Below are 26,623 nucleotides of genomic sequence, written 5' to 3'. Positions count from 1 at the left end.
AGGAAAAAGTGAGAAAGACCGTTTATCATAAGGATTTTCAGTTTAAAGCCTTGAAAATTGGAGCAGAACTCGCTATTATTGTTAAGGGAACTAAATATTAATTTTTTATGAATTTTTGTCGGATACGGTCAAATGCTTTCGTTTTATGTAGGTGAAAGTTCAGATTTTCACATACTTATTTTTTTGTTTAAATTTCATAAAATGCCGCAAAGCGGTTGAGAATAACGATATGTAATTCTTTATCCGTTTTACAGCAAATTTAAAAAAGGTGGATGTGATTCCAGTGAATAAACCGAAAATCGTTGTATTAGGTGCAGGTTATGGCGGATTAATGACTGTAACAAGATTAACAAAACAGCTTGGCACAAATGATGCGGATATTACTCTTGTGAACAAGCATAATTATCATTACGAAACAACATGGTTACATGAAGCAAGTGCAGGTACACTTCATCATGACCGCTGTCGTTATCAAATCAAAGATGTGATTAACAGTTCCCGTGTCAACTTTGTACAAGCAACAGTTGAAAGCATTGATAAGGAAGCGAAGAAAGTTGTGACATCAGATGGCGAACTTTCTTATGATTACCTTGTTGTTGCACTTGGTGCTGTTCCTGAAACATTTGGTATTGCAGGACTGAAAGAATACGCATTCTCAATCTCTAACATCAACTCTGCTCGTCAGCTTCGTGAGCACATCGAGCTTCAATTTGCTACGTATAATACGGATGCTGAAAAACGTCCAGAGCGTTTGACGATCGTTGTCGGAGGCGCTGGATTCACAGGTATTGAGTTCCTTGGTGAGCTTGGAAACCGTGTGCCTGAGCTTTGCAAAGAGTATGACATTGATCAAAAAGACGTGCGTATCATCTGTGTAGAAGCTGCGCCAACAGCTCTTCCTGGATTCGATCCAGAATTGATCGACTATGCGATGAACTACCTTCAAGGTAAAGGTGTTGAGTTCAAAATCGGTACAGCGATCAAAGAATGTACGCCTGAAGGTATCATTGTTGGAAAAGACGATGATACAGAAGAAATCAAAGCTGCAACTGTTGTTTGGGCTGCAGGTGTACGCGGTAACCCAATCGTTGAAGAAGCTGGTTTTGAAAACATGCGCGGCCGCGTAAAAGTTTCTCCAGATCTTCGTGTACCAGAAAATGATGATGTCTTCATCATTGGTGACTGTTCATTGATTATCAATGAAGAAATCAACCGTCCATACCCACCAACTGCACAAATCGCTATGCAGCAAGGTGAGACAGTAGCGAAAAACCTTGCAGCACTAGTAAAAGGCGGTTCTCTTGAAAGCTTTAAGCCAGACATCAAAGGAACAGTTGCTTCTCTTGGTGAACACGACGCTGTAGGTGTTGCGTTTGGTAAAAAACTTCAAGGAACAAAAGCTTCTGCAATGAAGAAAATCATCGACAACCGTTCATTATTCATGGTTGGCGGACCAGGACTTGTTCTGAAAAAAGGAAAATTCAAGTTCTTCTAAACCGATATAGACAAAAACGTGTATCCCTGTGGTACACGTTTTTTCATGTTTGACGGAATATTTTCTCACTTGGTACTGGACAGTAAAATATGTTATGATGAATTATCAGAAAATTTAGATTAAGGAGTGAGCAATATGAATGCACAAACAAAGGAAAAAACATCAGCCTGTCAATATTGTTCAGGAAAAGGGTATTTTCAGCTATTGCTCGGCGGATCTGAAACGTGTGAGGAATGTAAAGGGACAGGAAAGAAGCGTTAATCGTTCTGCTTTTTCCATTGATTGACTTCATCTCTATTTCCAAGTTAAACTAATGATGGGATATTTGGGGGTGGAGATGAAGTGATCAGTTTACCAGTCGTTATCATTTCAGTTATTTTATTTTTCGTGTTATTCTTTGGCATTGGCTTTTTGCTCAATATGCTGCTGAGAATGTCATGGATTATGGCTATTTTATATCCAATTGTATGCCTTTTCATTATTAACAATCAAAAGATGATCGCTTATGTAAGAGAGCCTGGCACTGCTTTTTCAGGAATAGGAGACCGGATCGTCTCACTCGCTGCGGCAGATATCATCATCTTATTAAGCGGCCTGATCGGTGCGATCGCATCAGGTTTTGTCATTAATGCACTTCGAAAAAGAGGGTATCAAATGTTTTAACTCACTTGTGGACACGCAAGTGGGTTTTTTTGTTTCTCCTTTGCATAGTTTCCATTTTGTTTGGAAACAAATAGATGGGTAGAGGAGTGACAAATAGAGATGAAAACATGGATGAAACGATTGTTCATGACAGCGCTATTCATGATTGCACTTTTGACAAGCTTTACGGGCATATCTGGAGTCGAACCAAGTGATTTAGCTGCGTGGGTGAAAGAGACCGATGCGGGCAAGCAAGTGTCTTCTTTTTTTCAGCAGCCAAAAAGGGAAACGATGGCACTCAAAAGTGAAGACATGCGATCTGTTTCTCTCGAAGAAGCGTTTAATTGGAACGATTATCCGAAGCAGAAGGTTGTGGCAACCGGCTATACAGCAGGTGTGGAATCAACAGGCAAAACGAAAGAACATCATGCATATGGCATTACATATTCAGGCGTCAAAGTGAAACGTGATTTATATTCAACAGTGGCAGCCGACCCATCCGTTTTTCCGATTGGAACGGTGCTGTTTATCCCAAACTATGGCTACGGTGTCGTTGCAGATACCGGGAAAGCGATTAAAGGTCATAAGCTTGATTTATACTATGAAACCGTTGATGATGTGTATAGAGAATGGGGTAAAAAAGTGCTCGATGTTTATATCATCAAAAAGGGCGAAGGAACGTTAACGGAAAAAGACTTAAATCAGCTCAATGAAGCAGAATCGATGCAAGTATTCCGTCAGCAGTTTCAAGCCAATAAAGAATAAAAAAGCTTTGGTCCATTTAAGGTCCAAAGCTTTTTCGCTTCTACATGAAGTAATAATCTAAGATGAGTGTCAGCAAGATCCCTGTTAAGCCGCCGAAGAAGACTTCAATCGGCTTATGACCAAGAAGCTCTTTTAATTTCTTTTGCTTTTCTTTTTCTTCCGCATTTGGGAAATTCTTTGCTTCGGAAACAAATCGGTTAAAATCTGTTACGAGCTTGTTGAGAACAGTCGCCTGTTCTCCTGCCTGTCTGCGAACGCCTGTCGCATCAAACATAGTAATAATTGCAAAGATGGCGGAAATGGCAAAGATAGATGTATCTAGCCCGTGCTCTAAAGCCACTGCTGTGGAGAGTGCTGTTACTGCTGCGGAGTGTGAACTTGGCATTCCGCCTGTGCTTGTAATGAGCGACCAATCTAGTCGTCTAGAAATAATAAATTGAATCGGTACTTTTACAAATTGTGCAAAAAAGATGGCTGCTAGGCTGGCAAGCAGCGGAAAATTCGTCAGTACGCTCATGAACAAGAAACATCCTCTCTTTAAGAAAAAATATCGTGCGAAATGATGAACTAAAAATCCTAGTATGATGAAAAAATGATAGCAGTAAAAAATGCTGCCAAGTCCATGTTCATTATAACATTAAAGAAACTAGATGTGGAACGAGGAGAACACGGACAGGCTGCTTAGGTTTTCGCTGCTTTTTCATGATGCCCTTCCACGTGTGAAAATATAAATGTTCATCAAGTAAAGACAGACTGGCAATGATCGTATAGGCACGCAAATTTTGATATAATAGAAGTTCCAATGTGAAAAATGGAGTTCATTAAGGAGCGTGTGATAAATATGTTTTTCTCGACAAATGAATTGCAGCATAAAGATACACTGGCGATCGGACTTTTTCAAAAGAGCCAATTATCAGGAAAAGCAAAAGAAATGGATGAATTACTTGAAGGAAGAATCACTGAATTATTAAAAGAAGGCGACATTTCATCCAAACGAAATCAGCTTTCGAAGTTTTTCCCCTCCCCTGAAACAGGCATCAAACGCATTTATTTTGTCGGGCTTGGGAAGGAATCAGATTACACGTTTGAAGAGGCTAAAGAAGTGTTTGCCCATTTATTTAAAAAGCTTCATCAAGATAAAAAGCAAGCGGTTTCTGTCTTGCTGGATACGTTTGTTGGAAAGGATCTGCCTGCTCAAGATGCAGCCCATGCCCTTTCTGAAAGCTGCCTTTTAGCTACATATGAATTGCAGGATTTTAAACATAAAACAAATGAACCAGATCGCTTTATCGAGTTTGTTTATGCAACGACGGAGCATGATCAAGCTGAAATTCAGGCGAGTCTGAAAGTCGGCGAAGTGTACGGACAGTCAGTCAATTCGGCCCGTACCCTTGTGAATATGCCGCCGAACATGCTCACATCCTCTGATCTCGCTTCGTATGCGGCAGAGCTTGCATATAAATATGAATTTGAGATTGAAATTTTAGATAAAGAACAAATGGAAGAGCTCGGAATGGGCGGTATTTTAGCCGTCAATAGAGGCTCAACCGAACCGCCAAAACTCATCGTGCTGAAATACCAAGGCAAGGAAGAATGGACAGACGTCATCGGCCTTGTTGGTAAAGGCATCACGTATGATACCGGCGGCTACTCTTTAAAGCCAAGAGCGAGTATGGTTGGCATGAAAACAGATATGGGCGGCTCAGCCTCTGTTTTAGGCGCAATGGAAATCATCGGAGAACTTCGCCCAGAGCAAAATGTCATTGCGGTCATCGCCTCAACGGATAATATGATTTCCGCAGACGCTATGAAGCCGGATGACGTCATTGTGTCACTAAGTGGGAAAACAATCGAAGTGCTCAATACAGATGCAGAAGGCCGTCTTGTTTTAGCAGATGGGGTGACATATGCGAAGCAGCACGGTGCCTCTGTCCTTGTAGATGTGGCCACATTAACAGGCGGTGTCATTGTGGCGCTTGGAAATGAGACAACAGGCGTAATGACCAATAACGATGAGCTGTACGCTCAGTTTAAAGAAGCATCAGAAGAATGCGGTGAAATGATCTGGCAGCTGCCAATCACGGAAAAAGATAAGAAACGAGTACGAAACAGCAAAATGGCTGATCTCAATAACTCACCAGGCCGTGATGGTCATGCGATCATGGCAGGTGCTTTCATTGGTGAATTCGCAGAGGATACGCCTTGGGTTCACTTAGATATTGCAGGAACTGCAACAACAGAAAAACCTTCATGCTTTGGGCCAACAGGGGCAACAGGTGTGATGGTAAGATCACTTGCTACATTTGTGGAACGATTTGAAGGAACAAAATAAGGGATAAGGCTCTGCCGGATGGCAGAGCTTTTTTATGTAGGACATACGCCATTTGACGAAGTTTTTTTTATATGGTAACATACGTTGGTACTTTAATTATCTACTACATTAGTAAACTAAAGGATTTCGGGGGTTTCACCATGAATGCAGTTGTTTTAGCGGTTGTTTTAATGTTGATATTAAGCTTACTGCGGGTCAATGTCGTGATTGCGCTGGCAATAGGCGCTTTAGCTGGCGGACTTGCAGGTGGATTAGGCTTGGGAGGAACAGTGAACGCCTTTACGGACGGACTCGGAGGAAATGCAACCGTGGCGATTAGTTATGCGTTATTAGGGGCATTTGCGGCGGCACTGACGAAAACAGGTCTGCCAGATGCTATGGTTGAAGGAGCAGTGAAGCTTCTAGGTAAAGAAGGCGATTCAAGACGGAAAACACTATCAAAAGTGCTCATCGTTCTTGTTATTTTGATCGTGTCCTGTTTTTCACAGAACGTCGTTCCTGTTCACATTGCCTTTATCCCAGTCCTCATTCCGCCGTTATTAAAGGTGTTTAACGAGCTTCAGATTGACCGCAGACTGCTAGCGTGTGTCATTACCTTCGGACTCACTGCACCATATATATTACTTCCAGTCGGTTTTGGACAGATTTTCCACGGAATGCTTCGTGACAATATGAAGGAAGCGGGTCTGACCGTAAACCTTGCAGATATTCCGTATGCGATGCTGATTCCTGTAGCAGGAATGGTTCTTGGCTTGATTGTTTCCATTTTTGTATATCGAAAGCCGAAGGTATATGAGAATCGTGAAATTACAGATGTAGAGAAATCGGCTTATACGAAAAAAAGCTTATTCTTTGCCGGTCTTGCTATTCTCGTTTCGTTGATTGTCCAGCTTTATCTATCGCAAAGCCTTGGTGTGGAAGGAATGATCTTCGGTGCACTCGCAGGACTGCTTGTCTTGTTTGTGACTGGAATGATGAAACGCGATGAAGCAGATGAACTCATTACATCTGGAATGAATATGATGGCATTTATCGGTTTTGTTATGCTTGTTGCCGCTGGGTTTGCCAACGTTTTAACAAAAACAGGAGACATTGAATCTCTTGTCAAGGCATCTTCCCAATTTATCGGCAACAGCCAGAGCCTTGCAGCGATTTTAATGCTGCTTGTCGGCCTGCTTGTGACAATGGGGATCGGATCATCATTTGCAACGATTCCGATTATTACAACCATCTTTGTTCCACTTTGCTTACACTTAGGATTTAGTCCAATGGCCACCATTGCCATTATTGGCTCTGCTGCGGCTGTTGGAGATGCAGGTTCACCTGCAAGTGACAGTACGCTTGGACCAACATCTGGATTGAATATGGATGGACAGCATCACCACATTTGGGGAACTTGTGTCCCGACTTTTATCTATTATAATATTCCGCTTGTTCTGTTCGGCTGGCTGGCGGCGATTATTCTGTAAAATGAAAAGCTTGTAGAGAAAACGATGATGTTTTTTCTATAAGCTTTTTTGTTGTTCGTAGATGAAAAAATAATTAGGACAAAAGTATGAATTAAATGAATCTTTCTTCCTCTATCTTACGTATATATGCTGATAAAAATGAAAAGGGGAAGATGGGATATGTCATTTTTTAAAAAGCTAGCGGCAAGTGCTGGGATTGGTGCAGCGAAAGTAGATACCATTTTGGAGAAAAACGCTTATTATCCAGGACAAGAAGTAAAGGGAACTGTCCATGTAAAGGGCGGGAAAATCTCTCAGGAAATCCGTCATATCAATGTTAAAATTGAAACACAGTATGTGATTGTAAAAGATGATGAAGAGCGTAGAAAATATGCCAACATCCATTCTGTCCGGGTGGCGGATTCTTTTACCATCCAGCCTGGAGAAAAGCATGAATTTCCGTTTTCATTTATTCTTCCTATTGATACCCCGATGACGATCGGAAAAGTAGAAATTGCAGTGGAGACAGACCTTGATATCCAAGGCGGAATCGATAAATCTGACTATGACCGCATTTTCGTTGAAGCACATCCTTGGGTGAGAAATGTACTGGAGGCCACTAGAAATCTTGGCTTCCACCTGAACGAAGCAGACTGTGAGCAAGCACCTTACTTTCAGCGGCGCCTGCCATTCGTCCAAGAATTCGAGTTCATTCCGACATCAGACTACTATCGCTATATGCTTGATGAGCTAGAGCTGATTTTTCTGATAGATGAAGGCGGCTTAGACATTGTTTTTGAAGTCGACCGCAGAGCAAGAGGCCTGAGAGGATGGCTCGAAGAGATGTATAATGAAGGAGAACAGCTTGCGCGCTACCGCTTCAGTCCATCAGATCTTGAAAATGTAGAAGTGCTTGAAGGAATGCTAGAACAAATCATAGATCAATACGCTGAGTAACGATGAAAAAAGAGCCTGAATGATGACAGGCTCTTTTTTCTATGATACAGCTTCTTGTTTTCGAAAGGATGTGGCTTTGGATACAGAGCGATAAATTTTAGGTGCCAGCATCGCAAGTAATATAGTCAATGCGTAGTCTTTTACCATAAACCAGATCATAAAGAACCATGTGGTTTGATAGGAAATCGGTGCATCGAGCCATACATTTAATGCGAGGTATGTATAGGTCGTTCCGATCACATACATCACGGTCGTACCAGCAATGGCTGCAAGCAAAAAGCGACCAAAGCCAGGGTTTTTTCTTTTTTCTAGAATGAATCCGGCAAGCCAGGCAGCAGGGATGTACGATAATACAAAGCCACCGCTTTTGCCTAAAATGACCCCAAAGCCCGCAGAGAACTGGGCGAATACAGGTGCACCAGCAATTCCAACCAAGGCATAGACAATCATAGCTAATGCCCCAAGCCGTCTGCCGAGTAAGAGACCGGCAAGCACACAAAAAAACGGCTGCATCGTAAGTGGAATTCCGCCGACTTGTAAAAACGGCACAATGGATGTGATATTGGCCCCGATAGCCATGAGTGCAGCAAACATTCCGACTAGCACAAAGTCAGCAGTTCGTGTCTTCTTTTGCATGATGTTTCCCCCTGTCTTATCTGTACAAATAGATTAAGGGGAAGAAGAAATTTTGTCAACTTGTTTTTATTTTAAGTTAACAATAAAAACCCGCCCATCAAGAGGGCGGGTAGTTGATTAAGCTTCAGTCATAAAAGTGGCATCGATGGCTTTGCTGACAGGTACGTAATCATAGCCGAGATCACGAGCAACCGCTTCGTACGTGATATGTCCGTTCATGACATTGACACCTTCTGCGATGGCATTGTTTTCTCTAATGGCTTTTGCAACGCCTTTATTCGCAATTTGCAGTGCATATGGAACAGTGACATTCGTTAACGCAACAGTTGATGTCCGCGGAACCGCACCTGGCATGTTGGCGACAGCATAATGCAATATGCCGTGTTTTTCATAAGTAGGCTGGTCATGGGTTGTGATATGATCAATGGTTTCGACAATGCCGCCTTGATCAATCGCTACATCTACAATGACAGAACCAGGTTTCATTTGTTTCACCATTTCTTCTGTCACAAGTGTCGGTGCTTTGGCACCAGGAATCAGCACAGCACAAATGAGAAGATCTGCTTCACTGACTGAATCTGCAATGTTGACAGGGTTGGACATTAACGTTTTCATTTGATGGCCAAATTGGTCGTCCAGCTGACGCAGGCGTTCTGCATTTACATCAATCAGGGTGACATCTGCGCCAAGTCCGATTGCCATTTTCGCTGCGTTTGTTCCAACAACTCCGCCGCCAATAATGGTGACCTTTCCTCTTGATACCCCTGGTACACCTGCAAGTAAAATACCCTTTCCGCCTTTTGGCTTTTCTAAAAATTGTGCACCTATTTGAGCGGCCATTCTGCCTGCTACTTCAGACATAGGTGTGAGAAGAGGGAGTGATTTTCCGTCCGTTACGGTTTCATAAGCAATGGCTGTAACGCCTTTTTGTTTTAATGCTTCAGCCAAGGAGGGCTCTGCGGCTAGATGCAGATACGTAAATAAGATGAGTCCTTCTCTGAAATAAGGATATTCCTCAGGTAATGGTTCTTTTACTTTCATGATCATATCAGAAGATGCCCATACATCTTTCGCCTGATCAAGAATCTCTGCACCAACAGATACATAATCGTCATCAGTGAATCCGCTTCCAAAACCAGCGTTTGTTTCAATTAAAATCTGATGTCCAGCTGAAAGCAATTGAGAAGCTGCTCCTGGTGTTAATGCCACTCGGTTTTCATTGTTCTTAATTTCTTTCGGAATGCCGATGATCATGTTTATTCCTCCTATGCTTATCTATTGATATTGTATGTCTAGTGTATCCTGAAAGTTTAGAAAATTCTTCGGTTGAAATAAAAAATAAAAAAACGCCTCTTTGTGAAATTTCACAAAGGGACGTTTTTTAGCTTCATATCAAGGTATATGGTCATTTTCTCATTCATGTTTTTTAAATCAATTTCTGCGATATCTGTAATCCGTTTTAATCGATAATTTAAGGTATTGATGTGGATATTTAATTGCTTTGCGGCAATATTGGCATTGCTGTCACAGTCAATAAACCGTTCAAGTGTTTCGACGAGGTTGGAATGATGCCTCAGGTCGTAATCCTCCAGCTTCGATAAAGAGTAACTGGAGTAAGAAGAGCCCTTTCGCTTCTCAGCAAGCACATCAAGGTATTGATAAATGCCTAGTTCAGAAAAGCTGTTTAAACGTTCTGTTTCAACTGGAAAGCGTTCTTTCGTTTTTAATACAGCCAGTGCTTCTTTATAGGAAGGCTGAATTTGAGAGATGTTATCGTAAATTCCTCCAATTGCTGCCTGAACATGCTGAATATGATACCGGTCCGCAAGCTGCTGCAGCATGCCGCTTGTGAATTGTTTAATATCTTGAAGTGGATGTTCTGTTTTTGGTGAGACAAGAATAATGAATTCGTGAAAATCAACAGTCGTTAACAATACCTGTACTTGCTGTGTTGTTTCAAGCAGATAGGACAGCTTTTTTTCTGTCTCCTCTGTGAGTTCGTCACGAAGACGGAAGATGATGATGGCATATGTGTCTGGACATCTGATGCCAAGTCTTAAAAAAAGGTCAAGCATCTCATCCTTTTCATGAATATGACCCGTAAGCATCTTCCAGAAAAGCTCCTGATTGCGTTCCTCTGTTTTTGTTTTTCGAATTTGTAAATTGAGTAATTTGTTTTTCACGGCATGTGCTGCCATTTTGAGAAGGTCCATTTCTTCTTCTGAAAATGGCTGTGCGGATTCAATCGCCCAAATAAATCCAAGCACTTCTTTGTCCTTCCAGATGGATATGGCGACCCTGCTAGATAAACCCACCTCTGCAATTTGAGGGACACGAAGCGGTTCGTCTGTTTTAAGGAGTGTAGGAATGATGCCGTCCTTCCAAAGCCGATTGATGACTTTTTCCGGTACCCGGCGGGAGATAATGGTTGAAGTTCTGGCGGGATCAGTAAAATCATTGTGTGTGCTATATGCCAATAATCGATGATGAGTATCTTCTATAGTAATAGGGCAATTGAGCACATCACTTATTTGGTCTGCCACATCCTCTAAACGATCAAGACTATACTTAAACGGATCTGTCTTTTTTGTCATAAAAAACCCCTGCTTTTTCGAATATTTCACGTACTTACATTATGAAGAGAATGAGGTACGTAAATCAACAAAAAACTGCCATAAACTTAAAAAAACAAAAAGTGTGAGAAGCAAGCAAGTGGATGTTGAAGCACGATGAAAAAGAAATAGTACAATAATAACGTAGTAAAAAATCAATAGGCGGAAAGGTCCACCAAAGTCGGTGGATACTTATTAAGAATATATGACCAAAAAACTGTTAAATACTAGATAAAAAGCGAAAAAACAGTAATTCTATAGACTCATTTTGTAAAATAAAAACAGATTTGTTTGACTGTGTATCATTTCTGTTTTTATAATAATAACGTCAAAAAATAAGTGGATTAGCCCATTATATGGCGGCTATGCACGGGAGGTAATGAGGAATATGTCAGGAATTATTCGCGTAACCCCAGAAGAACTAAGAGCGACCGCTAAGCAATATGGTGTTGAAAGTCAAGAAGTGTTAAACCAAGTTGATCGTCTAAATAGAATGATCTCTGATTTAAAAGGAATGTGGGAAGGTGCTTCTAGTGAAGCATTTGCTGATCAATACGAACAGCTTAAGCCTTCATTTATCAAAATGTCTGATCTATTAACAGATGTCAGCAATCAGCTTGATCAAACGGCAAATACACTTGAAAGCACTGACCAAGACATCGCAAGCCAAATCCGCGGCTAATCAAGGGGATTTCCTTTCTAAGTGTGAAAAGCAGAAACAGCGCCGAGTCTGTCAATGGATGCCGGCGCTCTTTCTATTTTGTGAGGTGGAAATTTGTGTATATCGATATTACCATCGACTTAAAAAATTATGATGGCAGTGTGTTTGATTTGAGACTATCAAATTATTTACATATTAAACAAGTCATCCATATCGCCTGGCAGGCAAAACAAATCTCGCTTCCAAAGCGGGAAGGCGGATGGGTGCGAGTAGTCAATAAGAAAGCTGTGTTTTCAGGCGAATATAAGCTGTCAGACTGCGGGATTACCACAGGAGACAGGCTGGAAATACTATGAAAGGACTTTTGTAAATGGCAGATAAAAAGAGTTCCTATTTAGAAGAACAATTAGAAGCAGTCATGAAAAAAGAGGGAGGCACCTATACCTTTATTTTTCAAAAAGAGACAATTAAACTCTTAGACGGTTTAGAAGCGGCACCGATCAAAGACATCAATCCTTCATTTCAGAAAGAGATTCAATTAACTGAAGATGAGGTCATCATTTCTATTCAACCGCCTCCTGCCTATCAGGAATTTCGTTTCATCCATGCAAAGGATGAAAAAAGCAAATGGATTTTTTCATACCAGCTTGTCGATGCAGTTCTTAAACACGACGTGAAGCGGCTGCATCCTATTGTTTCTCCTGAAAACATTGTTTTTCATCAAGGCTTAGCTCCTGCATTTTTGCATTATGGAGTCAAAGAAAGCATCCCGCCATATGAAACTGATCAGCATCGCCTGTTAAAAGAGGTCAAGGCCGTCGTTCTTCGAGTGGTTGACCATGAATATCAATTTCAAGAATATGTGGCTTACAATGAAACGTTGAAATTATCTGAGCTGGCAAAAGAAATTAGTGAAACGAAGTCGCTGGAAGAATTGTCAGCTTTGATTGAGCAAAAGATCAAAGCAATCGATACGAAAGAAAAAACGCTATTAACCATCCCTAAAAAGAAATGGAAGATTGAGCGATACATCGGACTAGGTCTGCTTGTTCTGCTAATCCCTGCATTGGTGTACACCATTTACACCTTCTTTTTTGCCATGCCAAAACAAGAAGCATACGTCGAGGCAAACAAATATTATCTCAACAAGCAGTACAGTCAAGTGGTGGATACGTTAGAGAAGTATCCAGCCAATAAAATGCCAGTCTCTCTTCAATATGAACTGGCCATTTCGTATGTACAAACGAATCAAGGCAGCCTCTTACTTGATCAGCATAAAAAAGAAATCACAGAAACGTACACATTACAGACAGATCCGCAATACTTCCTATTCTGGATTCATATTGGACAAGGCAATAGCAAGGAAGCACTTGATATTGCACGGGTGCTTGGAGACGACAGGTACATATTCACGGCACTCGTCGCCTACCGCAATGAAATTCAAAACGATGACAACCTTTCTGCTGAAGAAAAACAAAAACAGCTAGATCCAATCATTAAAGAAATGGCGAAATATGAAGAAAAAGAAACAGCCGAGACAAACACAAGTGACTCCTCGGGCGCAAGCCAAACAGATGAAACAGCTGAACAAAAAGAGCAGTCAAAAGCCGATCAAGAGAAAAAAGAGAAAGAATCTGAAGCGAAAAAGAAAACCTCTCAGACAAAAAAAGATGAGAAAAAATAATTCTTTCGATACAACTGACAGTTGGTGCTGTCCGATGAGGAGGTGGAGCGTTTGAGTCTTCTTTGGGTTTTTTATGAGGAGGATTATCAAACCGTCCGTTTAGATGAGCAGTTCAATCGAGAAGCTCTGATTGGACCTGAAATAGAGCATACGGTGACAATCCCTTCACTTTCATTTGATGAAGGGACAATTCGTTTATCTCCTGATGAACCTAATGATGGTTTTACTATTTATCAGGGGAATGAAAAGAAAGGCAAATTACTTCCACATGAACCATATCAGCTTGGTTCACTCACATTTATTTTAATGGATGCACATCATGATCAGCATATTTATTACCTAGGAAATAGAGTTGAGCTGTCTTTTTCACGTGATGAGAAAGATGAGATCGATGTGTGGAAAGAACAAGCTCATTCCATGTTTCAAGATGCCAACCAGTTCACTTTAGAGAAAATCAAAGGAACATGGTATGTCATGCCTCAGGACGAGACGATTTACGTGAACGGAAAGAAAATCAACGGTCCAGAGAAGGTTTATGCCGGAGATGAGCTGTTCTGGAACTTTCTGACGGTGACATTTATAGATGATGATTTATTACAGGTGACAGCTTACGAACCTTTTCAAACGCGTTTGGAAAAAACAAGACCTCCAAGCACAGAAACAAAACAAAAATACCCTTCATACAGACGTACACCGCGTTTGATTTATGATTTACCAGATGACCGGGTATCCTTTAGCTTTCCTTCGCAGGAGAGTGAAAATAACAGCAGAGGGCTTTGGCTTGTTGTCCTTCCGCCGCTTGTCATGCTCCTTGTGATGGGGATTGTCGCCCTTATCCAGCCGCGCGGAATCTTTATTGTCGTGTCGATGGCGATGTTTATCATGACGTTAATTACATCGTCCGTTCAATACTTTAAAGAAAAATCACAGCGCAAAAGACGAGAAGAGAAGCGGCAGCGAGTCTATTCTCTTTATTTAGAAAATAAGCGGAAAGAGCTGCAGGAGCTGTATGACCGCCAGCAATATATTTTGACGTATCATTATCCGTCATTTGAACAAATGAAGTATTTAACATCAGAAATCAGCGGCCGCATTTGGGAAAAGACGCTTGTGAGTGACGACTTCTTGCATCTGCGTCTTGGAACGGGCGCAGTCCCATCAAGCTATGAATTATCGATGAGCGGCGGCGATATGGCCAACCGGGATGTTGATGACTTAATGGAACAAACGCAGCACATGCAAAAAGTATATCGTGAAGTGAAGAATGTCCCGATTACATTCGGCCTTGCGGATGGTCCAACAGGATTAATTGGGAAGCCTGCGATTGTGAAAAATGAGCTTCATCAGCTTGTCGGACAGCTTGCTTTCTCGCACAGCTATCACGATTTGAGATTTGTCTTTATCTTTCATGAGCAGGAGTATGAGAATTGGGAATGGATGAAATGGCTTCCGCACTTCCAGCTGCCTCATACATATGGCAAAGGGTTTATTTACAACGAACAAACACGTGATCAGCTGTTGTCCTCGATTTATGAAATTTTACGTGAGCGTGATTTAGAAGAAGAAAAAGAGAAGAAAATCTTTACGCCTCATTTTGTGTTCATCGTGACAAATCATGAGCTCATTGCCGAGCATGTGATTTTAGAATACTTAGAAGGCAGCCGAACAGATCTTGGTATTTCCATCATCTTTGCAGCAGAAACAAAGGAAAGCTTAGCTGAAAATATTTCGACGCTTGTCCGTTATATTAACGAAGAAGAAGGAGATATTCTCATTCAGCACAAGAAGGCAGTACGAATTCCGTTTCAGCTTGATACACATCAGCGCGGGGACAATGAACTGTTTGCCAGAACCCTGAGAACATTAGATCATCAAGTCGGTATGACCAATTCGATTCCTGAGACGGTCTCATTCCTTGATCTTTTCCATGCCAAACAGGTAGATGACATTGGCATTCGTGAAAAATGGCTGACTTCAGAAACGGCCAAATCATTATCAGTGCCGATCGGTTATAAAGGGAAAAACGACATTGTCGATCTGAACTTGCATGAAAAAGCACACGGCCCGCACGGACTATTGGCGGGAACAACGGGGTCAGGGAAAAGTGAATTTTTACAGACGTATATTTTATCGCTCGCTGTACATTTTCATCCGCACGAAGTTGCTTTCCTGTTGATTGACTACAAAGGAGGCGGAATGGCGCAGCCGTTCCGAAATATTCCTCATTTACTTGGAACGATCACCAATATTGAAGGCAGCAAGAACTTTAGTGAAAGAGCGCTTGCCTCAATTAAAAGTGAATTGAAGAAAAGACAGCGGCTGTTTGATCAGTATCATGTGAATCACATCAATGATTATACGAAGCTCTACAAGGAGAAAAAGGCTGAGCAGGCAATGCCTCACTTGTTCTTAATCTCTGATGAGTTTGCTGAATTAAAAAGTGAAGAGCCAGACTTTATTAGGGAGCTTGTCAGTGCTGCACGTATCGGCCGAAGCCTCGGGGTCCATCTGATCTTAGCTACCCAAAAGCCAGGCGGGGTCATTGATGACCAGATTTGGAGTAACTCCCGCTTTAAGGTCGCACTCAAAGTGCAAGATGCGTCAGACAGTAAGGAAATTTTGAAAAATAGTGATGCAGCGTCCATTACCGTCACAGGCCGCGGCTATTTACAAGTGGGCAATAATGAAATTTATGAATTGTTCCAATCAGCTTGGAGCGGTGCACCATATATGGAAGATGGCTACGGGTCAGAAGATGATATTGCCATTGTGACTGATACTGGTCTTATTCCGTTATCAGGAGTAAGCACGGAGCCAGCAGTGAAAAAAGAGACAGTGACGGAAATTTCTGCTGTTGTGGATGAAATTGAACGTATGCAGCAAGAGCTTGGAATTGAGAAGCTGCCAAGTCCATGGCTTCCACCGCTTGAAGAGCGGATCCCTAAAACACGTTATGCGTCGAGTGAAGAGCATGTCTTCCATTTTGCGCTTGTCGATGAACCAGATCAGCAAAGCCAGCATCCACTTTCTTATCAAATGATGGAAGATGGGAACATTGGCATCTTTGGTTCCTCCGGCTACGGCAAATCACTTGCTGCTACAACACTATTGATGAGCTTTGCGGAGAGGTATTCACCTGAAGAATGGCACGCATATATTTATGATTTCGGAAACGGAACATTGCTTCCGTTAGCCAAACTGCCGCATACGGCGGATTATTTCTTAATGGATCAGATGAGAAAGATTCAAAAATCAATGAAGCGTCTGCGGGAAGAGGTTGAATATCGCAAGCGGTTATTCAGACAGCAAGAAATGAGTCATATCAAAATGTACAATGCCTTAAATGAGAAAAAGCTTCCTTTCATTTTTATCGTGATTGATAACTTTGACATTGTCAAAGACGAAATGCATGATCTCGAATCTGAATTTATTCAGCTGAGCCGTGACGGACAATCACTAGGTATATACTTCTTGATTACGGCGACCCGGGTAAATGCAGTGCGTCAATCGCTGATGAACAATCTGAAAACTAAGATTGTCCATTACTTAATGGATCAAGGAGAGGCGTACTCGATTATTGGCAGACCGAAATTCAGTTTAGAGCCGATCCCAGGACGAGTGATTATCAACAAAGAAGAGCTTTATTTTGCGCAAATGTTTCTGCCAGTTGAAGGAGAGAACGATCTCGAATTGTTTGAGCATCTGAAACAAGAGATACAGCTTCTTCATGACCGCTTTGAAGCAACCGAAAAACCAAAGCCTGTGCCAATGCTTCCTGATAAGCTGACAGTTTGGGAGCTTGAAAGTCGTTTAGATGAACAAAAACCGCCTTATGACATTCCAGTCGGATTAGATGAGGAATCTGTGGCACCTGTTTATTTTGACTTGAAAAAGAATAAACATTGCCTCATCATCGGTCAAACGCAGCGAGGGAAAACAAATGTGACAAAACTAATGCTTGATCAGCTTTTAGTGGCAAAGCCTGAAAAACTGGCAGTCTTTGATTCAATTGATCGAGGTCTATCCCATTATGCAAAAGAAGAGAACATTGATTACCTTGAAACAAAGGATGATATCACGGAATGGGCAGAAGAAATGGACCGCTTATTCAAGGTGCGGGAAGAGATGTATGTCGAAGCTGTACGCCGAGGAGAGACCGATCAGCTGTCATTTCCTCAAATTGTGCTTGTGATTGATGGCATTACGCGTTTTCAGCAGACGATCGATCCGCGTCTTCAAGATCAATTGGCTGATTTCATGAAGTCATATGCACACTTAGGCTTCAGCCTGATTGCATCAGGAAATCATACCGAGTTCAGTAAGGGTTATGATGCACTCACAAACGAAATCAAACAAGTTCGTCATGCCATGTTACTCATGAAAAAATCAGAGCAAAACATCATACCGCTTCCGTATGCAAGACAAGAACCAGACATTCAGCCAGGCTTCGGCTATTTGGTTGAAAACGGGAAAGAGAAGAAAATCCAGGTTCCTTTATGTGCGGTAGAAAGGAAGAGTGTTCAATGACAGAGCAGCAAAAAAGCTCCATCAAAATCATATCCACCATGATATTAATTCTTGTGCTGCCGGTTTTGTTTTTCCACCTGATTGGAGATGATCCGGCAAAGCAGAAGAAGAATGCCACACGAAATATTGCGGTGGTCAATGAGGATATGGGGGCGAGTGAAAGTGAAAACACGGCTCGTTTCGGACAGGATGTTGTGGCAGCATTGTCAGAGCGTCCTGATTATACATGGACTGTAGTGAATCGCAGTGCGGCGGAAAATGGACTGAAAAACAGAAAGTATGACGCTGTCCTCTATATTCCGTCTGACTTCTCTAAAAATGTGCTGAGCTATGATAAAGACCATCCGGAAAAGGCGTCCATTCAATTTTCGATTCAAGATCAGCTCAATGCAGTCAATAAAGAGAAAGTGCAAAGAGAGCTGGAAAATGCACAAAAGAAAATGAATGAACAGATGTCGACGTTATACTGGAGTTTTGTATCACAGGAAATTGGCAATGTGAGAGAAGAGTTTGAGCATATTGTCGGCAAAGAAGTCGAATTCCAAAACACGATGTACAACTTCTATAAACCGAACTCGAACAAACTATCAGATGCCGTACAGCAGCAGAAGAAACAAATAGAAGAATTAAAGAATGCAATGGCCGATTCACAGAAACAATATAAAGACGGCTTGAGTACAACAGAAGAAGCAAAGAACCAGTTAAAGGACTTTGTGAAAGTAGTCGATCAATACCAGCAGTATCAAGACAAACAAAAGGATCTCTTGATCAAAGCGCAATCAACAAGCCAAAAGCAAATCCAGCAAGGGCTCAAACAGCTCGCTGACATTCAAAACCAAAATGCCCGCAGCTTTAGTGATCAAATGGGCGGACTTAAAACAGACATCAACGGGGTACAAAGCCAGCTGAAAACAACTGACAGCGCCATCCAATCTGTTCAAAGGTCGAGAGAAGAGGCTATTCCTAAGCAATCAACGGGATTAACGGAACTTGTGAAGACGTCTCAGGAAGAACTGATTAAAAAGTATGAAGAGCGTTACTTAGAAGATTATCGAAATAAAATATCAGCCCTGCAGACAAAGCTATTAGCAAAAAGGCAAGAGTTAATGGACGAGCCGGAACCGCCAGTTGATTCTGATGATGACGGGCCATCAGACCAAGATAATGAAAACCCAGAAGAGATTGGGATTAACTTAGATGAAGAAACAAATGAACTCTCACAAATTTCAATAGAGATGAATGAGCTTGCGGATCAATTAGGAGAACCGGAAACACCGCCTTCGACTGAAGATGGGGAACAAGGTGAAAGCGGTGAAAATCCTGCTCAGCCAGATACTAGCAGTAAGAATTCATCGCAGGATGACCTAAAAGCACTCTCAACTCGCTTAGATGAAGTGAAAAAGAAAATTCAAGAAAAAGCTGCTGCTCATAATGACGAATTGAAAGATAAAGTGAGTCAAATGAGTAAAGAGCTTGAGAGTCTGACGAAAAAAGTAGATAAACTTGAAAAGATGATTCTATCGTTACAAGATCGATATAATGTCATTCCAAATGAAATCAAAAATCAGGAATCATCCATTGTCAGCAAAGTAAAAGAGCTGAAGCGCAGAAATTCACCGATTAGTAATGTCTTTAGCGATAATCTTTTTGAGAAAAAATTTGAAACGAAATCAACAAGAACTAAAAAATTAATGGACTATTCAAATCAACTCTCTCAGCTAGAGCTGATGATCGCAAATGTCTATCAACCATCTAATAACTCTTCTCTATATGACACAAAAGGAGAAGAAATCCAATCCATCCTCTCCATCAAAAAAGAAGAAACAGAAAACTGGGATAAGCTCAAAAACCAGATGCTGACATCAAACGATGATGTGTCTACTTTTATTGATGAGATGCAGAAGTTTTCAGATGGCTATGCGGAGTACATCACGACTCAGCAAGCAAGCATGGAACAGGAATTACAGACAATTGCTGAAAGTGCGGACAATGTAGCTGAGCAAATGGCTGATCAAGGAGATGCGGTATATACAGCAGACCTTGCAGGCAGTTCAATTGTTGTCAGTGCACAGGATTCAATTGGTCAGGAAGTGCTTCGTCTTTCTGAAAATATGAGTTCGTTAACCGACCGCCAAAAAGGGGTGGCGGATTATACGAATAACATTGAAGAGAGTGTCACAACAGTTCAAGAAAAAGCAGATACGCTGAATGAAAACTGGAGCAAGAATGTCGACTCTACAAAACTTGTTCAGCAAGATTTAAAAGGTATTTTAGGAAATACATTAAGTGATCAAGGCAACAGCAACTATGTGTATAACCATTTAGCCAATCCGCTAAAAATCAGCGGCGATGTGCCGGAAGAAAAAACGCAGACTGTACCGCCGGTCGTCATTTTGGTCATTGTGATGATCAGCAGTTTGTTAATTGGCTTTTTCAGCTCGTATTATGCGTCAGCTCCGATGCTGGTCAAAGGTGCACTGTTTGGCATCTTAAATCTATTAGTCGGACTCATGATCAGCTTGTTTGGACTGAACATTTACAAGCTTGCAGATGATCAAGCCATTCAATGGTCGATCTTCACCATTTTGTTATTAGTGGCGTGCTCTGCCTTTATTCGCACGGCCTTCCTTTTCGGTTCCATTGCCGGATGGATGGCAGCAACGGCGCTTATTTTCTTCTTTGTCGCACCATTAATTGATTTGGTGATGCCGAATTTCCACTTTACCAATCCAGTGACAGACGTGTACCTGTCGATCCAATATGGAAATGGAGACACCTTTGGAATGGGCGTCACAGGGTTAGTGATTTTAACTGTCCTTTTCATGGTCGTACCGCTTGTGAAAAAGCTATGGAAAGATAAAACAGAGGAACGTGATGTGACTCATGAAGCTTAATCTATTCGTGAAAGGGGCGGCACTCGCTGCCGTTTCCCTTTTTCTCCTCATCCCTGCCGCTTTTGCTGCTGGTGAAGATACGGATACGAATGTCAAGCCGAATGAATATCAGGAAAAGGAGCTCAATATTAACTCGAGTATATTGAGGGATCAAACGAAATATGAACAAAGTAAAACAACGTCAAAGGTCAAAACAGACATTCATTTTGCTGAACCGCCTAAAGCCCCGGGTGGATCTCTTTCTCCGCAGCTTTTCAGTGATCTAAAAGAGAACCCACCCAAAACACCAGCTCACATGATGAAAGAGATGAATATTTCTTTTAGTGATTCGGCTGTATCAGCACCTTCTGAGGATGAACATGAGAAGCAGACATCAGCACTGCTTCCGATTATCTTTGGTTTCTTGATAGCCCTTGGTCTCGTCGTGATGATTATCCTGATTCCAAAGGTGAATGCGAAGGCTGAAAAGAAATAGTCTGTCTCTTTTAAAAGAGGCAGGCTTTTCTTTATGCAGATTGCTTGATGTCATACCGTTTCACTACGTAAAATAGTGATATCAAGGGAGGAGATTGTCATTCGAATTTCAATCGTTACAGGCGGATCAAAAGGTTTTGGCCTAGCACTTGTGAACAGGCTGCTTTCACGCGGGGATCATGTGTACACAGCAGCAAGAAGTGCATCGCCGATATCCCATCCAAAGCTCACACATACTCAGGTCGATCTGACGGATGAAGAAGCAGCGGCCAAATGGCTTCAACATAGTCTCACGCCGCAAACTCTGGCAGATGATGATGACATCTTATTCGTCAATAACGCAGGAATGGTTACACCTATCAAACGCGTTGGACAAGGGGGACAGGATACGCTTCATGAGCATTACAAGTTGAATCTTGTCATTCCTGTTTTGCTGAGCCATGTGTTTGCCAAGCAGACTCAATCATTTAACGGGAAGAAAACGATCGTTCATCTCTCTTCTGGAGCGGCGAAAAACCCATACAAAGGCTGGAGTGCGTATTGCAGTTCAAAGGCAGGACTCGATATGTTTATGAGGACTTTTCATGAGGAACAGCAGGACGAGGAGCATCCGATCAACACGTTTACCTTTTCACCCGGCACGATCGATACAGATATGCAGGGGGAAATTCGGAAGTCATCAAAACAAGACTTTGAACAAATAGACCGTTTTCAGCAATTATATGAAACAGGCACACTGAAGAGTCCAGATGAAGTCGCAGGGATTTTGCTCGATCTTTTAGGAGATGATCCAGCTGGCGGATGTGTCTACGATGCACGTGAGTATGTGAAAAAGCAGTCATAACGACTGCTGCAGCGTAAAGACAAACCCTCGCATTCGGTGTCAGGCCTGCGTGCTGGTGCTCACGAATGTCAAATTCGCTCCGCGCCAGTACTCGGCCTTCCTAGACTTCAAGGGTTTTCATATCACGCTGAAAAGAAGAAAAAAGCAGTCATAACGACTGCTTTTTTCGTATTGTACAAGCAAAAACAGCTCATTTGACATAAGCTATTTTGGAGACTCATAGAAAATATAACAGAACATTTGAGTTTCTTTTCAGAATATGTTAGGATGCTAAAAATATAGATAAGGAGGGGTTTCCATGAGAAAGGTTACATTAATGGATGTTTACACCCATCCAGTCGCTCAAAAATATTTAAATCGTTCAGGTAAAGCCCATGCGATTGCTTGTGCTTATCACGCATTCAAACTGGCGGTGCAGGCTGGGATTAATCCAGATCTCGCTGTGAAAGCAGCCCTCTTGCATGACATCGGCCACTATGAATGGTATACAGCTGGCGGAGAATGGGATTACGAGACATATAGACGGAATGATATTCATGCCATTAAAGGCGCGGAGCGTGCTCACAAACTGCTCATACGCCTCGGTGAGGAACCAAAGGCAGCCAAAGATATTGCGCTTGCAATTCTGCTTCATACGGATTCATATTTGCCAGAGGGCGACCTTCATAAGGACACACTCCAGCAAATCGTTAAGAAAGCAGATGAAATGGATGAAGAGCCTGGCGGGCATCACCATTACAGACAAATAGACGAATCACTTGCAATGAAAAAAATCACGGAATTGGATCAGAAAGTGCAGCAGGCACTTCAGCCCATGAAACGCTCTGTTTAGTATGGAATGTCACCATGAATATTTCCATGCTGATCGACATACAATGTGCGAATAACGGTACGGTTAAATGCTGATGTACCTGATGCAGTGAGTCCAGTGTAATGAACCGTGACAGAATAAGCACCTTCTTTTTTCAATTGAACAGCTGATGAAGCAGTTGTTTTGAGAGGATGATCTTTTTGGGCATCCTTAAAGTAAAAGGTTTCTACTTTCTTGCTTAATCGTTTAATCAGACCGCTTGAATGGGTTGATGCATCATCCCCTGATTTCGCTGCTTCTGCTTTGATTTCTTCATTTAGTGGTGAATCAAAGGATACGAGCAGCAAATAAGGAGTCATTTTTTCTGAATTTGATCGAATTGTCCATTTTCCAGGAACGGGTTTATTGATTTGCACATGGTGCGAAAATGCGCCTTCATATGGGAAAGATGCTTCCGATGTCTTCAGATTTGTTAAGACGTCTCCATTTGGGGCGATGATTTCCGGCCGCGCCTCCTGCCTTTCATTTAACCACTGAATCGATAAGCCATTCGTTCCTTCCTCTACATAGAACGCTTCTGTTTTATCCTTTTCACTTTCTCCGCCTTTCACATAAACATCTGTATTCAGCTCAGTAGAGTTCGGGCTCTCTATATTTTCACTTCCAGTGCTTGCGGCATTTGCCAGCAGCTGATGCTGGAACACAGGGAACATGCTTGTGCCGTTTTTAATGGAGTTGTGATCCCATTTCCCTGTTAAAATATTGTTTGCATATGATAGTCTTGTGCTGCTTACCGTGACGGCGCCATCGTTTGCACCAAAGCTCTTTAAATACATGCCGCCTAAGTACAGCACCCCGCCAAATGTGCCCCATTCCGATCCCGAATAAGTGATGTATTTTTGAGGAAACTTCTCCAGCTTGTCGGTTTCACTTCGAAAAGCCGCCATGAGCCCCGTTTGCAAAGAATAGAGCGCATCGCTTTTTTGTCCAAGAATTTCCGCGAGCCAGCTTCCGCCCTTGCTATACGCTAAATCTGCCAGCGGCGTCCCGTAATGAGGGGAGCCAAGTGTGATGACCTTCTCTACATATGGATGGGCATTGTGATACACGAGTGCGGACTGTGTATCCACCCCGCCTTTACTATGACCAATCACAATGAGTTTTCGACCGAACACATCATAGATTTCTTTTAGCTTTTCTGCTAATAGTTTGCCATTCTTTTTCGTATCCTGATCTGGATACAAATCTATGAATGCGCTTTCGTATCCGTTCAGAACAGCTTGCTTTGCCATGTCGTTTCGGTCGAACCATGTGGAGGAGGAGCTGTTAATGCCGTGAACAAAAACAAGTGGCGGTTTTGACTCGTCTTTTTGAACTGGCGCTTCTCCTTTAAACCACTTCCCCGGTGTCCCAGGTTCATCTCCAATTGATCCTGCATACGCATAACTTGCAAAGGAAAAAAAGAGCATGACAGCAGCGAGACAGATGAGTTTTTTCAAGATCCTTCACCTCTTCAAATGATTTAAGTTGTTGGCAGCACCAATCTATTATACTTCCAAAAGATGTAAAATAACATAAAATGTTAAAATATGGTATTTATGTTGTGGGTTTGCCCTGAGTGACATTCACATGGGTCATTGCATACGCTGTGGGTAAATACACAAGTAAAGGGGCAGGTAGGATGGCACAACAAGGAAGTCCACAGCTTGTTTCATTAGTTGATCCATATGTTTATCAAACATTGCAGAAAGTAATCGGTATGAGATTAATTGTTCAAACAGTGAAAGATACGGTGCGTGGAAAATTGAAAGAAGTCATGCCGGATCATATTGTCATTGAGGCAGGGGCAAAATCAGTTTTTTATGTGCGGATCCAGCAAATTGTATCGGTGATGCCTGATCACAGTGAAAGAGTGTAACAAGCAGACGCAAAGGTGTCTGCTTTTTTCATGCTTACAGAATGTATATCTGGAAAAAGTGCATGATATACCAATTGTTCTTTTTTTTACAAAAAATAAGGTTCTAAAACAAGAAGCAGTTGACAGAAGGTGGGTTGAATAGTAGTTTTTTAATAAGATCAATACGTAACAGGAGGAGCATCTTTGTTAAAATCTAAAGTTCATTTTTGGACATTCCAAATATTACTTGTTTTACTCATTGTTTATGTATCAACAAAGGTTTCGTTTTTATTTCAGCCGATTATTTTATTTGCTTCAACCTTGTTTGTTCCCATCTTACTGGCTGGAATTCTCTTTTTCATCTTTAATCCAATTGTTCGATTTTTGTCCAAGAAAATTCCTAGGACACTGGCTATCCTGATCATTTATCTTTTGTTCATCGGACTCATCACGTTCATTGTGAATGCTGCGGGACCGATTATTGTCACGCAGGTCGGTGGACTTGTCAAAAGCTTCCCTGGTTATGTGACGGATATGCAGAAATTTATGAATGACTTCTCGCATTCTAAAACATTTACTTGGATGATGAACCAAGATTATGTCTCCGTCTCGAAGTTTGAACAGACAATTGTTTCGACATTAAAAGATTTGCCGGAAAATATTGCTTCAAGTATGTCTGCTGTGTTTGGCGTGATTGCCAATATTGCTTTAGCTGTGATCACAGTTCCGTTCATTTTGTTTTATATGTTGAAAGACGGACATAAGTTTCCGGACAAGCTCGTTCAATTTTTGCCAATGCCTTACCGTAAAGAAGGATTGAAAATCTTTAAAGAATTAAACGATACGCTTGCGGCTTACATACAAGGGCAGATTGTTGTCTGTTTATTTGTTGGAGTGGCTTGTTTTATCGGGTACTTATTAATTGGTGTGAAATATGCGCTCATTCTCGGTATTATCATTGCGGTCACAAATGTGATTCCTTACCTTGGGCCATATCTTGGCGCGGCACCAGCTGTGCTTATTGCGTTTCTTGATTCGCCTGGAAAAGCGGTGGTGACAGTCATTGTCATTCTTGTCGTACAGCAAATTGATGGAAACGTCATTTCTCCTTTGATTATTGGGAAACGCCTCAACACACATCCTTTGACCATTATCCTTTTATTAATTGGGGCAGGAAGCTTTGGCGGGATCCTTGGTATGATCTTTGCGGTTCCTGTTTATGCACTGCTCAAAGCCATCACCTTGAATATTGTCAGATTGGTGCAGCTGCGTCAGCGCTCTCGTAAAGAACAGCATTTAAACGTCTAGGGCAGATGCACACCTTTTCCCTTTTTGAATAAGATGATTGACATAAGCAGATAGGGGGAGATTCTGATGCCTGCAATCGTTGGACCTATTCATATTGAGTCGTTAGGAGGAAACGGTGCGGCTACTTTCGGTGATGTCCTGGCTATTGCTCCTTTGGCTGTAGACCACTCTACTGGCGGGGCAGGAGCCTTTAATTCAGGTGATTATATGTCACTTACAAGTGATCCGAATGCCACAATGCTTTGGGACTTCACATTGTTTGGCCAGCCTCAATCATTTAACGCATAGAAAGACAGCTGATGATTACAGATCAGCTGTCTTTTTTATTTTTCATACACGTATTTTTGAGCTGGGCATATGATGTGGGGAGAAAAGGTGGTGGAAAGATGCCAGCGATTGTTGGACCTATTCATATTGACCGTGTGATTGGGAATGGTTCTGCACATTTCGGTGATGTTTTTGCCATTTCGCCAAAAAGTGTCGATCACTCCGCCGGTGGTTCAGGTACCTATAATGCAGGGGACTTTGTCCAATTTTTTAGCAGTCCAAACGTTACGTTTATGTGGGATATAGACCTGATCAGCCAGCAAAAGAGCTTTAATGCGTAGCCAGCTTTGAAAGGGAATTCCTTTTCAG

Annotated in this window: 24 protein-coding genes; 19 read left to right on the top strand and 5 right to left on the bottom strand. The window is 41.8% G+C overall.

The window, feature by feature from the left end; genetic code table 11:
• Positions 1-277: 277 nt before the first annotated feature.
• The 4 genes from AC20OE_RS00590 to AC20OE_RS00575 all read left to right on the top strand — a co-directional run bounded on the left by AC20OE_RS00590 (position 278) and on the right by AC20OE_RS00575 (position 2,902).
• A complete protein-coding gene (locus tag AC20OE_RS00590; RefSeq protein WP_024423350.1) occupies positions 278-1,495 on the top strand; it encodes an NAD(P)/FAD-dependent oxidoreductase in 1,218 nt (405 codons plus the stop codon).
• 135 nt (positions 1,496-1,630) lie between these two features.
• Entirely contained in the window at positions 1,631-1,756 is a 126-nt protein-coding gene (locus tag AC20OE_RS00585; protein WP_158333015.1) for a YuiA family protein, read from the top strand.
• Positions 1,757-1,837: 81 nt separating this feature from the next.
• The gene (locus AC20OE_RS00580) at positions 1,838-2,158 is read left to right on the top strand and encodes a YuiB family protein (RefSeq protein ID WP_039181171.1); all 321 of its coding nucleotides are present in this window, start codon (positions 1,838-1,840) and stop codon (positions 2,156-2,158) included.
• A 99-nt stretch (positions 2,159-2,257) separates the two neighbouring features.
• Positions 2,258-2,902 carry a 3D domain-containing protein gene (locus AC20OE_RS00575; RefSeq protein ID WP_039181168.1) on the top strand — a complete coding sequence of 215 codons (645 nt, stop codon included), beginning with the start codon at positions 2,258-2,260 and terminating at the stop codon, positions 2,900-2,902.
• Between the two features lie 40 nt (positions 2,903-2,942).
• Here the strand turns inward: AC20OE_RS00575 and AC20OE_RS00570 are convergent, their stop codons facing one another.
• Complete coding sequence (locus AC20OE_RS00570) at positions 2,943-3,419, bottom strand: divergent PAP2 family protein (RefSeq protein WP_024423347.1); 477 nt, start codon at positions 3,417-3,419, stop codon at positions 2,943-2,945.
• A gap of 324 nt (positions 3,420-3,743) precedes the next feature.
• Here AC20OE_RS00570 and AC20OE_RS00565 point away from each other — a divergent pair, with 324 nt between their 5' ends.
• The 3 genes from AC20OE_RS00565 to AC20OE_RS00555 all read left to right on the top strand — a co-directional run bounded on the left by AC20OE_RS00565 (position 3,744) and on the right by AC20OE_RS00555 (position 7,639).
• Positions 3,744-5,234 carry a leucyl aminopeptidase gene (locus AC20OE_RS00565; RefSeq protein ID WP_039181166.1) on the top strand — a complete coding sequence of 497 codons (1,491 nt, stop codon included), beginning with the start codon at positions 3,744-3,746 and terminating at the stop codon, positions 5,232-5,234.
• 140 nt (positions 5,235-5,374) lie between these two features.
• Positions 5,375-6,703 carry a Na+/H+ antiporter family protein gene (locus AC20OE_RS00560; protein ID WP_059375941.1) on the top strand — a complete coding sequence of 443 codons (1,329 nt, stop codon included), beginning with the start codon at positions 5,375-5,377 and terminating at the stop codon, positions 6,701-6,703.
• Between the two features lie 159 nt (positions 6,704-6,862).
• Entirely contained in the window at positions 6,863-7,639 is a 777-nt protein-coding gene (locus AC20OE_RS00555) for a sporulation protein (RefSeq protein ID WP_059375939.1), read from the top strand.
• Between the two features lie 39 nt (positions 7,640-7,678).
• On the opposite strand, the gene AC20OE_RS00550 is transcribed toward AC20OE_RS00555, so the two are convergent.
• The 3 genes from AC20OE_RS00550 to adeR form a co-directional block, all read right to left on the bottom strand.
• On the bottom strand, positions 7,679-8,275 hold the full coding sequence (locus AC20OE_RS00550; RefSeq protein ID WP_059375935.1) for a biotin transporter BioY: 597 nt from the start codon (positions 8,273-8,275) through the stop codon (positions 7,679-7,681).
• A 117-nt stretch (positions 8,276-8,392) separates the two neighbouring features.
• Positions 8,393-9,529: an alanine dehydrogenase gene (gene ald, locus AC20OE_RS00545; RefSeq protein ID WP_047203321.1), complete on the bottom strand. Its 1,137-nt coding sequence runs from the start codon at positions 9,527-9,529 to the stop codon at positions 8,393-8,395.
• 110 nt (positions 9,530-9,639) lie between these two features.
• Positions 9,640-10,869, bottom strand: coding sequence for a sporulation transcriptional activator AdeR (gene adeR, locus AC20OE_RS00540; RefSeq protein WP_487268005.1), 1,230 nt, complete (start codon positions 10,867-10,869; stop codon positions 9,640-9,642).
• 406 nt (positions 10,870-11,275) lie between these two features.
• Between adeR and AC20OE_RS00535 the strand changes: the two genes are divergently transcribed.
• The 8 genes from AC20OE_RS00535 (at position 11,276) to AC20OE_RS00500 (ending at position 22,803) form a co-directional block, all read left to right on the top strand.
• A complete protein-coding gene (locus tag AC20OE_RS00535; RefSeq protein WP_003213769.1) occupies positions 11,276-11,569 on the top strand; it encodes a WXG100 family type VII secretion target in 294 nt (97 codons plus the stop codon).
• A 95-nt stretch (positions 11,570-11,664) separates the two neighbouring features.
• Positions 11,665-11,904, top strand: coding sequence for an ESX secretion system protein YukD (yukD, locus tag AC20OE_RS00530; protein ID WP_003213579.1), 240 nt, complete (start codon positions 11,665-11,667; stop codon positions 11,902-11,904).
• 14 nt (positions 11,905-11,918) lie between these two features.
• On the top strand, positions 11,919-13,232 hold the full coding sequence (gene essB / locus AC20OE_RS00525; RefSeq protein ID WP_487268002.1) for a type VII secretion protein EssB: 1,314 nt from the start codon (positions 11,919-11,921) through the stop codon (positions 13,230-13,232).
• A 51-nt stretch (positions 13,233-13,283) separates the two neighbouring features.
• Complete coding sequence (gene essC / locus AC20OE_RS00520) at positions 13,284-17,759, top strand: type VII secretion protein EssC (protein ID WP_487268000.1); 4,476 nt, start codon at positions 13,284-13,286, stop codon at positions 17,757-17,759.
• The gene (esaA, locus tag AC20OE_RS00515) at positions 17,756-20,653 is read left to right on the top strand and encodes a type VII secretion protein EsaA (RefSeq protein ID WP_474892297.1); all 2,898 of its coding nucleotides are present in this window, start codon (positions 17,756-17,758) and stop codon (positions 20,651-20,653) included. Before essC ends, esaA begins: the two co-directional genes overlap by 4 nt.
• On the top strand, positions 20,643-21,128 hold the full coding sequence (gene essA, locus AC20OE_RS00510) for a type VII secretion protein EssA (protein ID WP_039181152.1): 486 nt from the start codon (positions 20,643-20,645) through the stop codon (positions 21,126-21,128). Before esaA ends, essA begins: the two co-directional genes overlap by 11 nt.
• 99 nt (positions 21,129-21,227) lie before the next feature.
• Positions 21,228-21,971 carry a (S)-benzoin forming benzil reductase gene (locus AC20OE_RS00505; protein WP_257218414.1) on the top strand — a complete coding sequence of 248 codons (744 nt, stop codon included), beginning with the start codon at positions 21,228-21,230 and terminating at the stop codon, positions 21,969-21,971.
• 298 nt (positions 21,972-22,269) lie between these two features.
• Positions 22,270-22,803: an HD domain-containing protein gene (locus AC20OE_RS00500; RefSeq protein ID WP_024423336.1), complete on the top strand. Its 534-nt coding sequence runs from the start codon at positions 22,270-22,272 to the stop codon at positions 22,801-22,803.
• Here AC20OE_RS00500 and AC20OE_RS00495 read toward each other — a convergent pair.
• Positions 22,800-24,281, bottom strand: coding sequence for an esterase/lipase family protein (locus AC20OE_RS00495; RefSeq protein ID WP_039181149.1), 1,482 nt, complete (start codon positions 24,279-24,281; stop codon positions 22,800-22,802). The genes AC20OE_RS00500 and AC20OE_RS00495 overlap by 4 nt on opposite strands.
• 182 nt (positions 24,282-24,463) lie before the next feature.
• On the opposite strand from AC20OE_RS00495, the gene AC20OE_RS00490 reads away from it, so the two are divergent.
• The 4 genes from AC20OE_RS00490 (at position 24,464) to AC20OE_RS00475 (ending at position 26,595) form a co-directional block, all read left to right on the top strand.
• The gene (locus AC20OE_RS00490) at positions 24,464-24,700 is read left to right on the top strand and encodes a YuzF family protein (protein ID WP_024423334.1); all 237 of its coding nucleotides are present in this window, start codon (positions 24,464-24,466) and stop codon (positions 24,698-24,700) included.
• A 183-nt stretch (positions 24,701-24,883) separates the two neighbouring features.
• Complete coding sequence (locus AC20OE_RS00485) at positions 24,884-25,987, top strand: AI-2E family transporter (protein WP_041088455.1); 1,104 nt, start codon at positions 24,884-24,886, stop codon at positions 25,985-25,987.
• A 66-nt stretch (positions 25,988-26,053) separates the two neighbouring features.
• A complete protein-coding gene (locus AC20OE_RS00480; RefSeq protein WP_003213446.1) occupies positions 26,054-26,275 on the top strand; it encodes a spore germination protein in 222 nt (73 codons plus the stop codon).
• A gap of 98 nt (positions 26,276-26,373) precedes the next feature.
• A complete protein-coding gene (locus AC20OE_RS00475; protein WP_024425952.1) occupies positions 26,374-26,595 on the top strand; it encodes a spore germination protein in 222 nt (73 codons plus the stop codon).
• Positions 26,596-26,623: the final 28 nt, after the last annotated feature.

This window comes from Bacillus sp. SRI_025 (assembly GCF_057592095.1).
The sequence above is the reverse complement of the archived record's forward strand: the minus strand, read 5'-3'. Positions and strand labels throughout refer to the sequence as shown.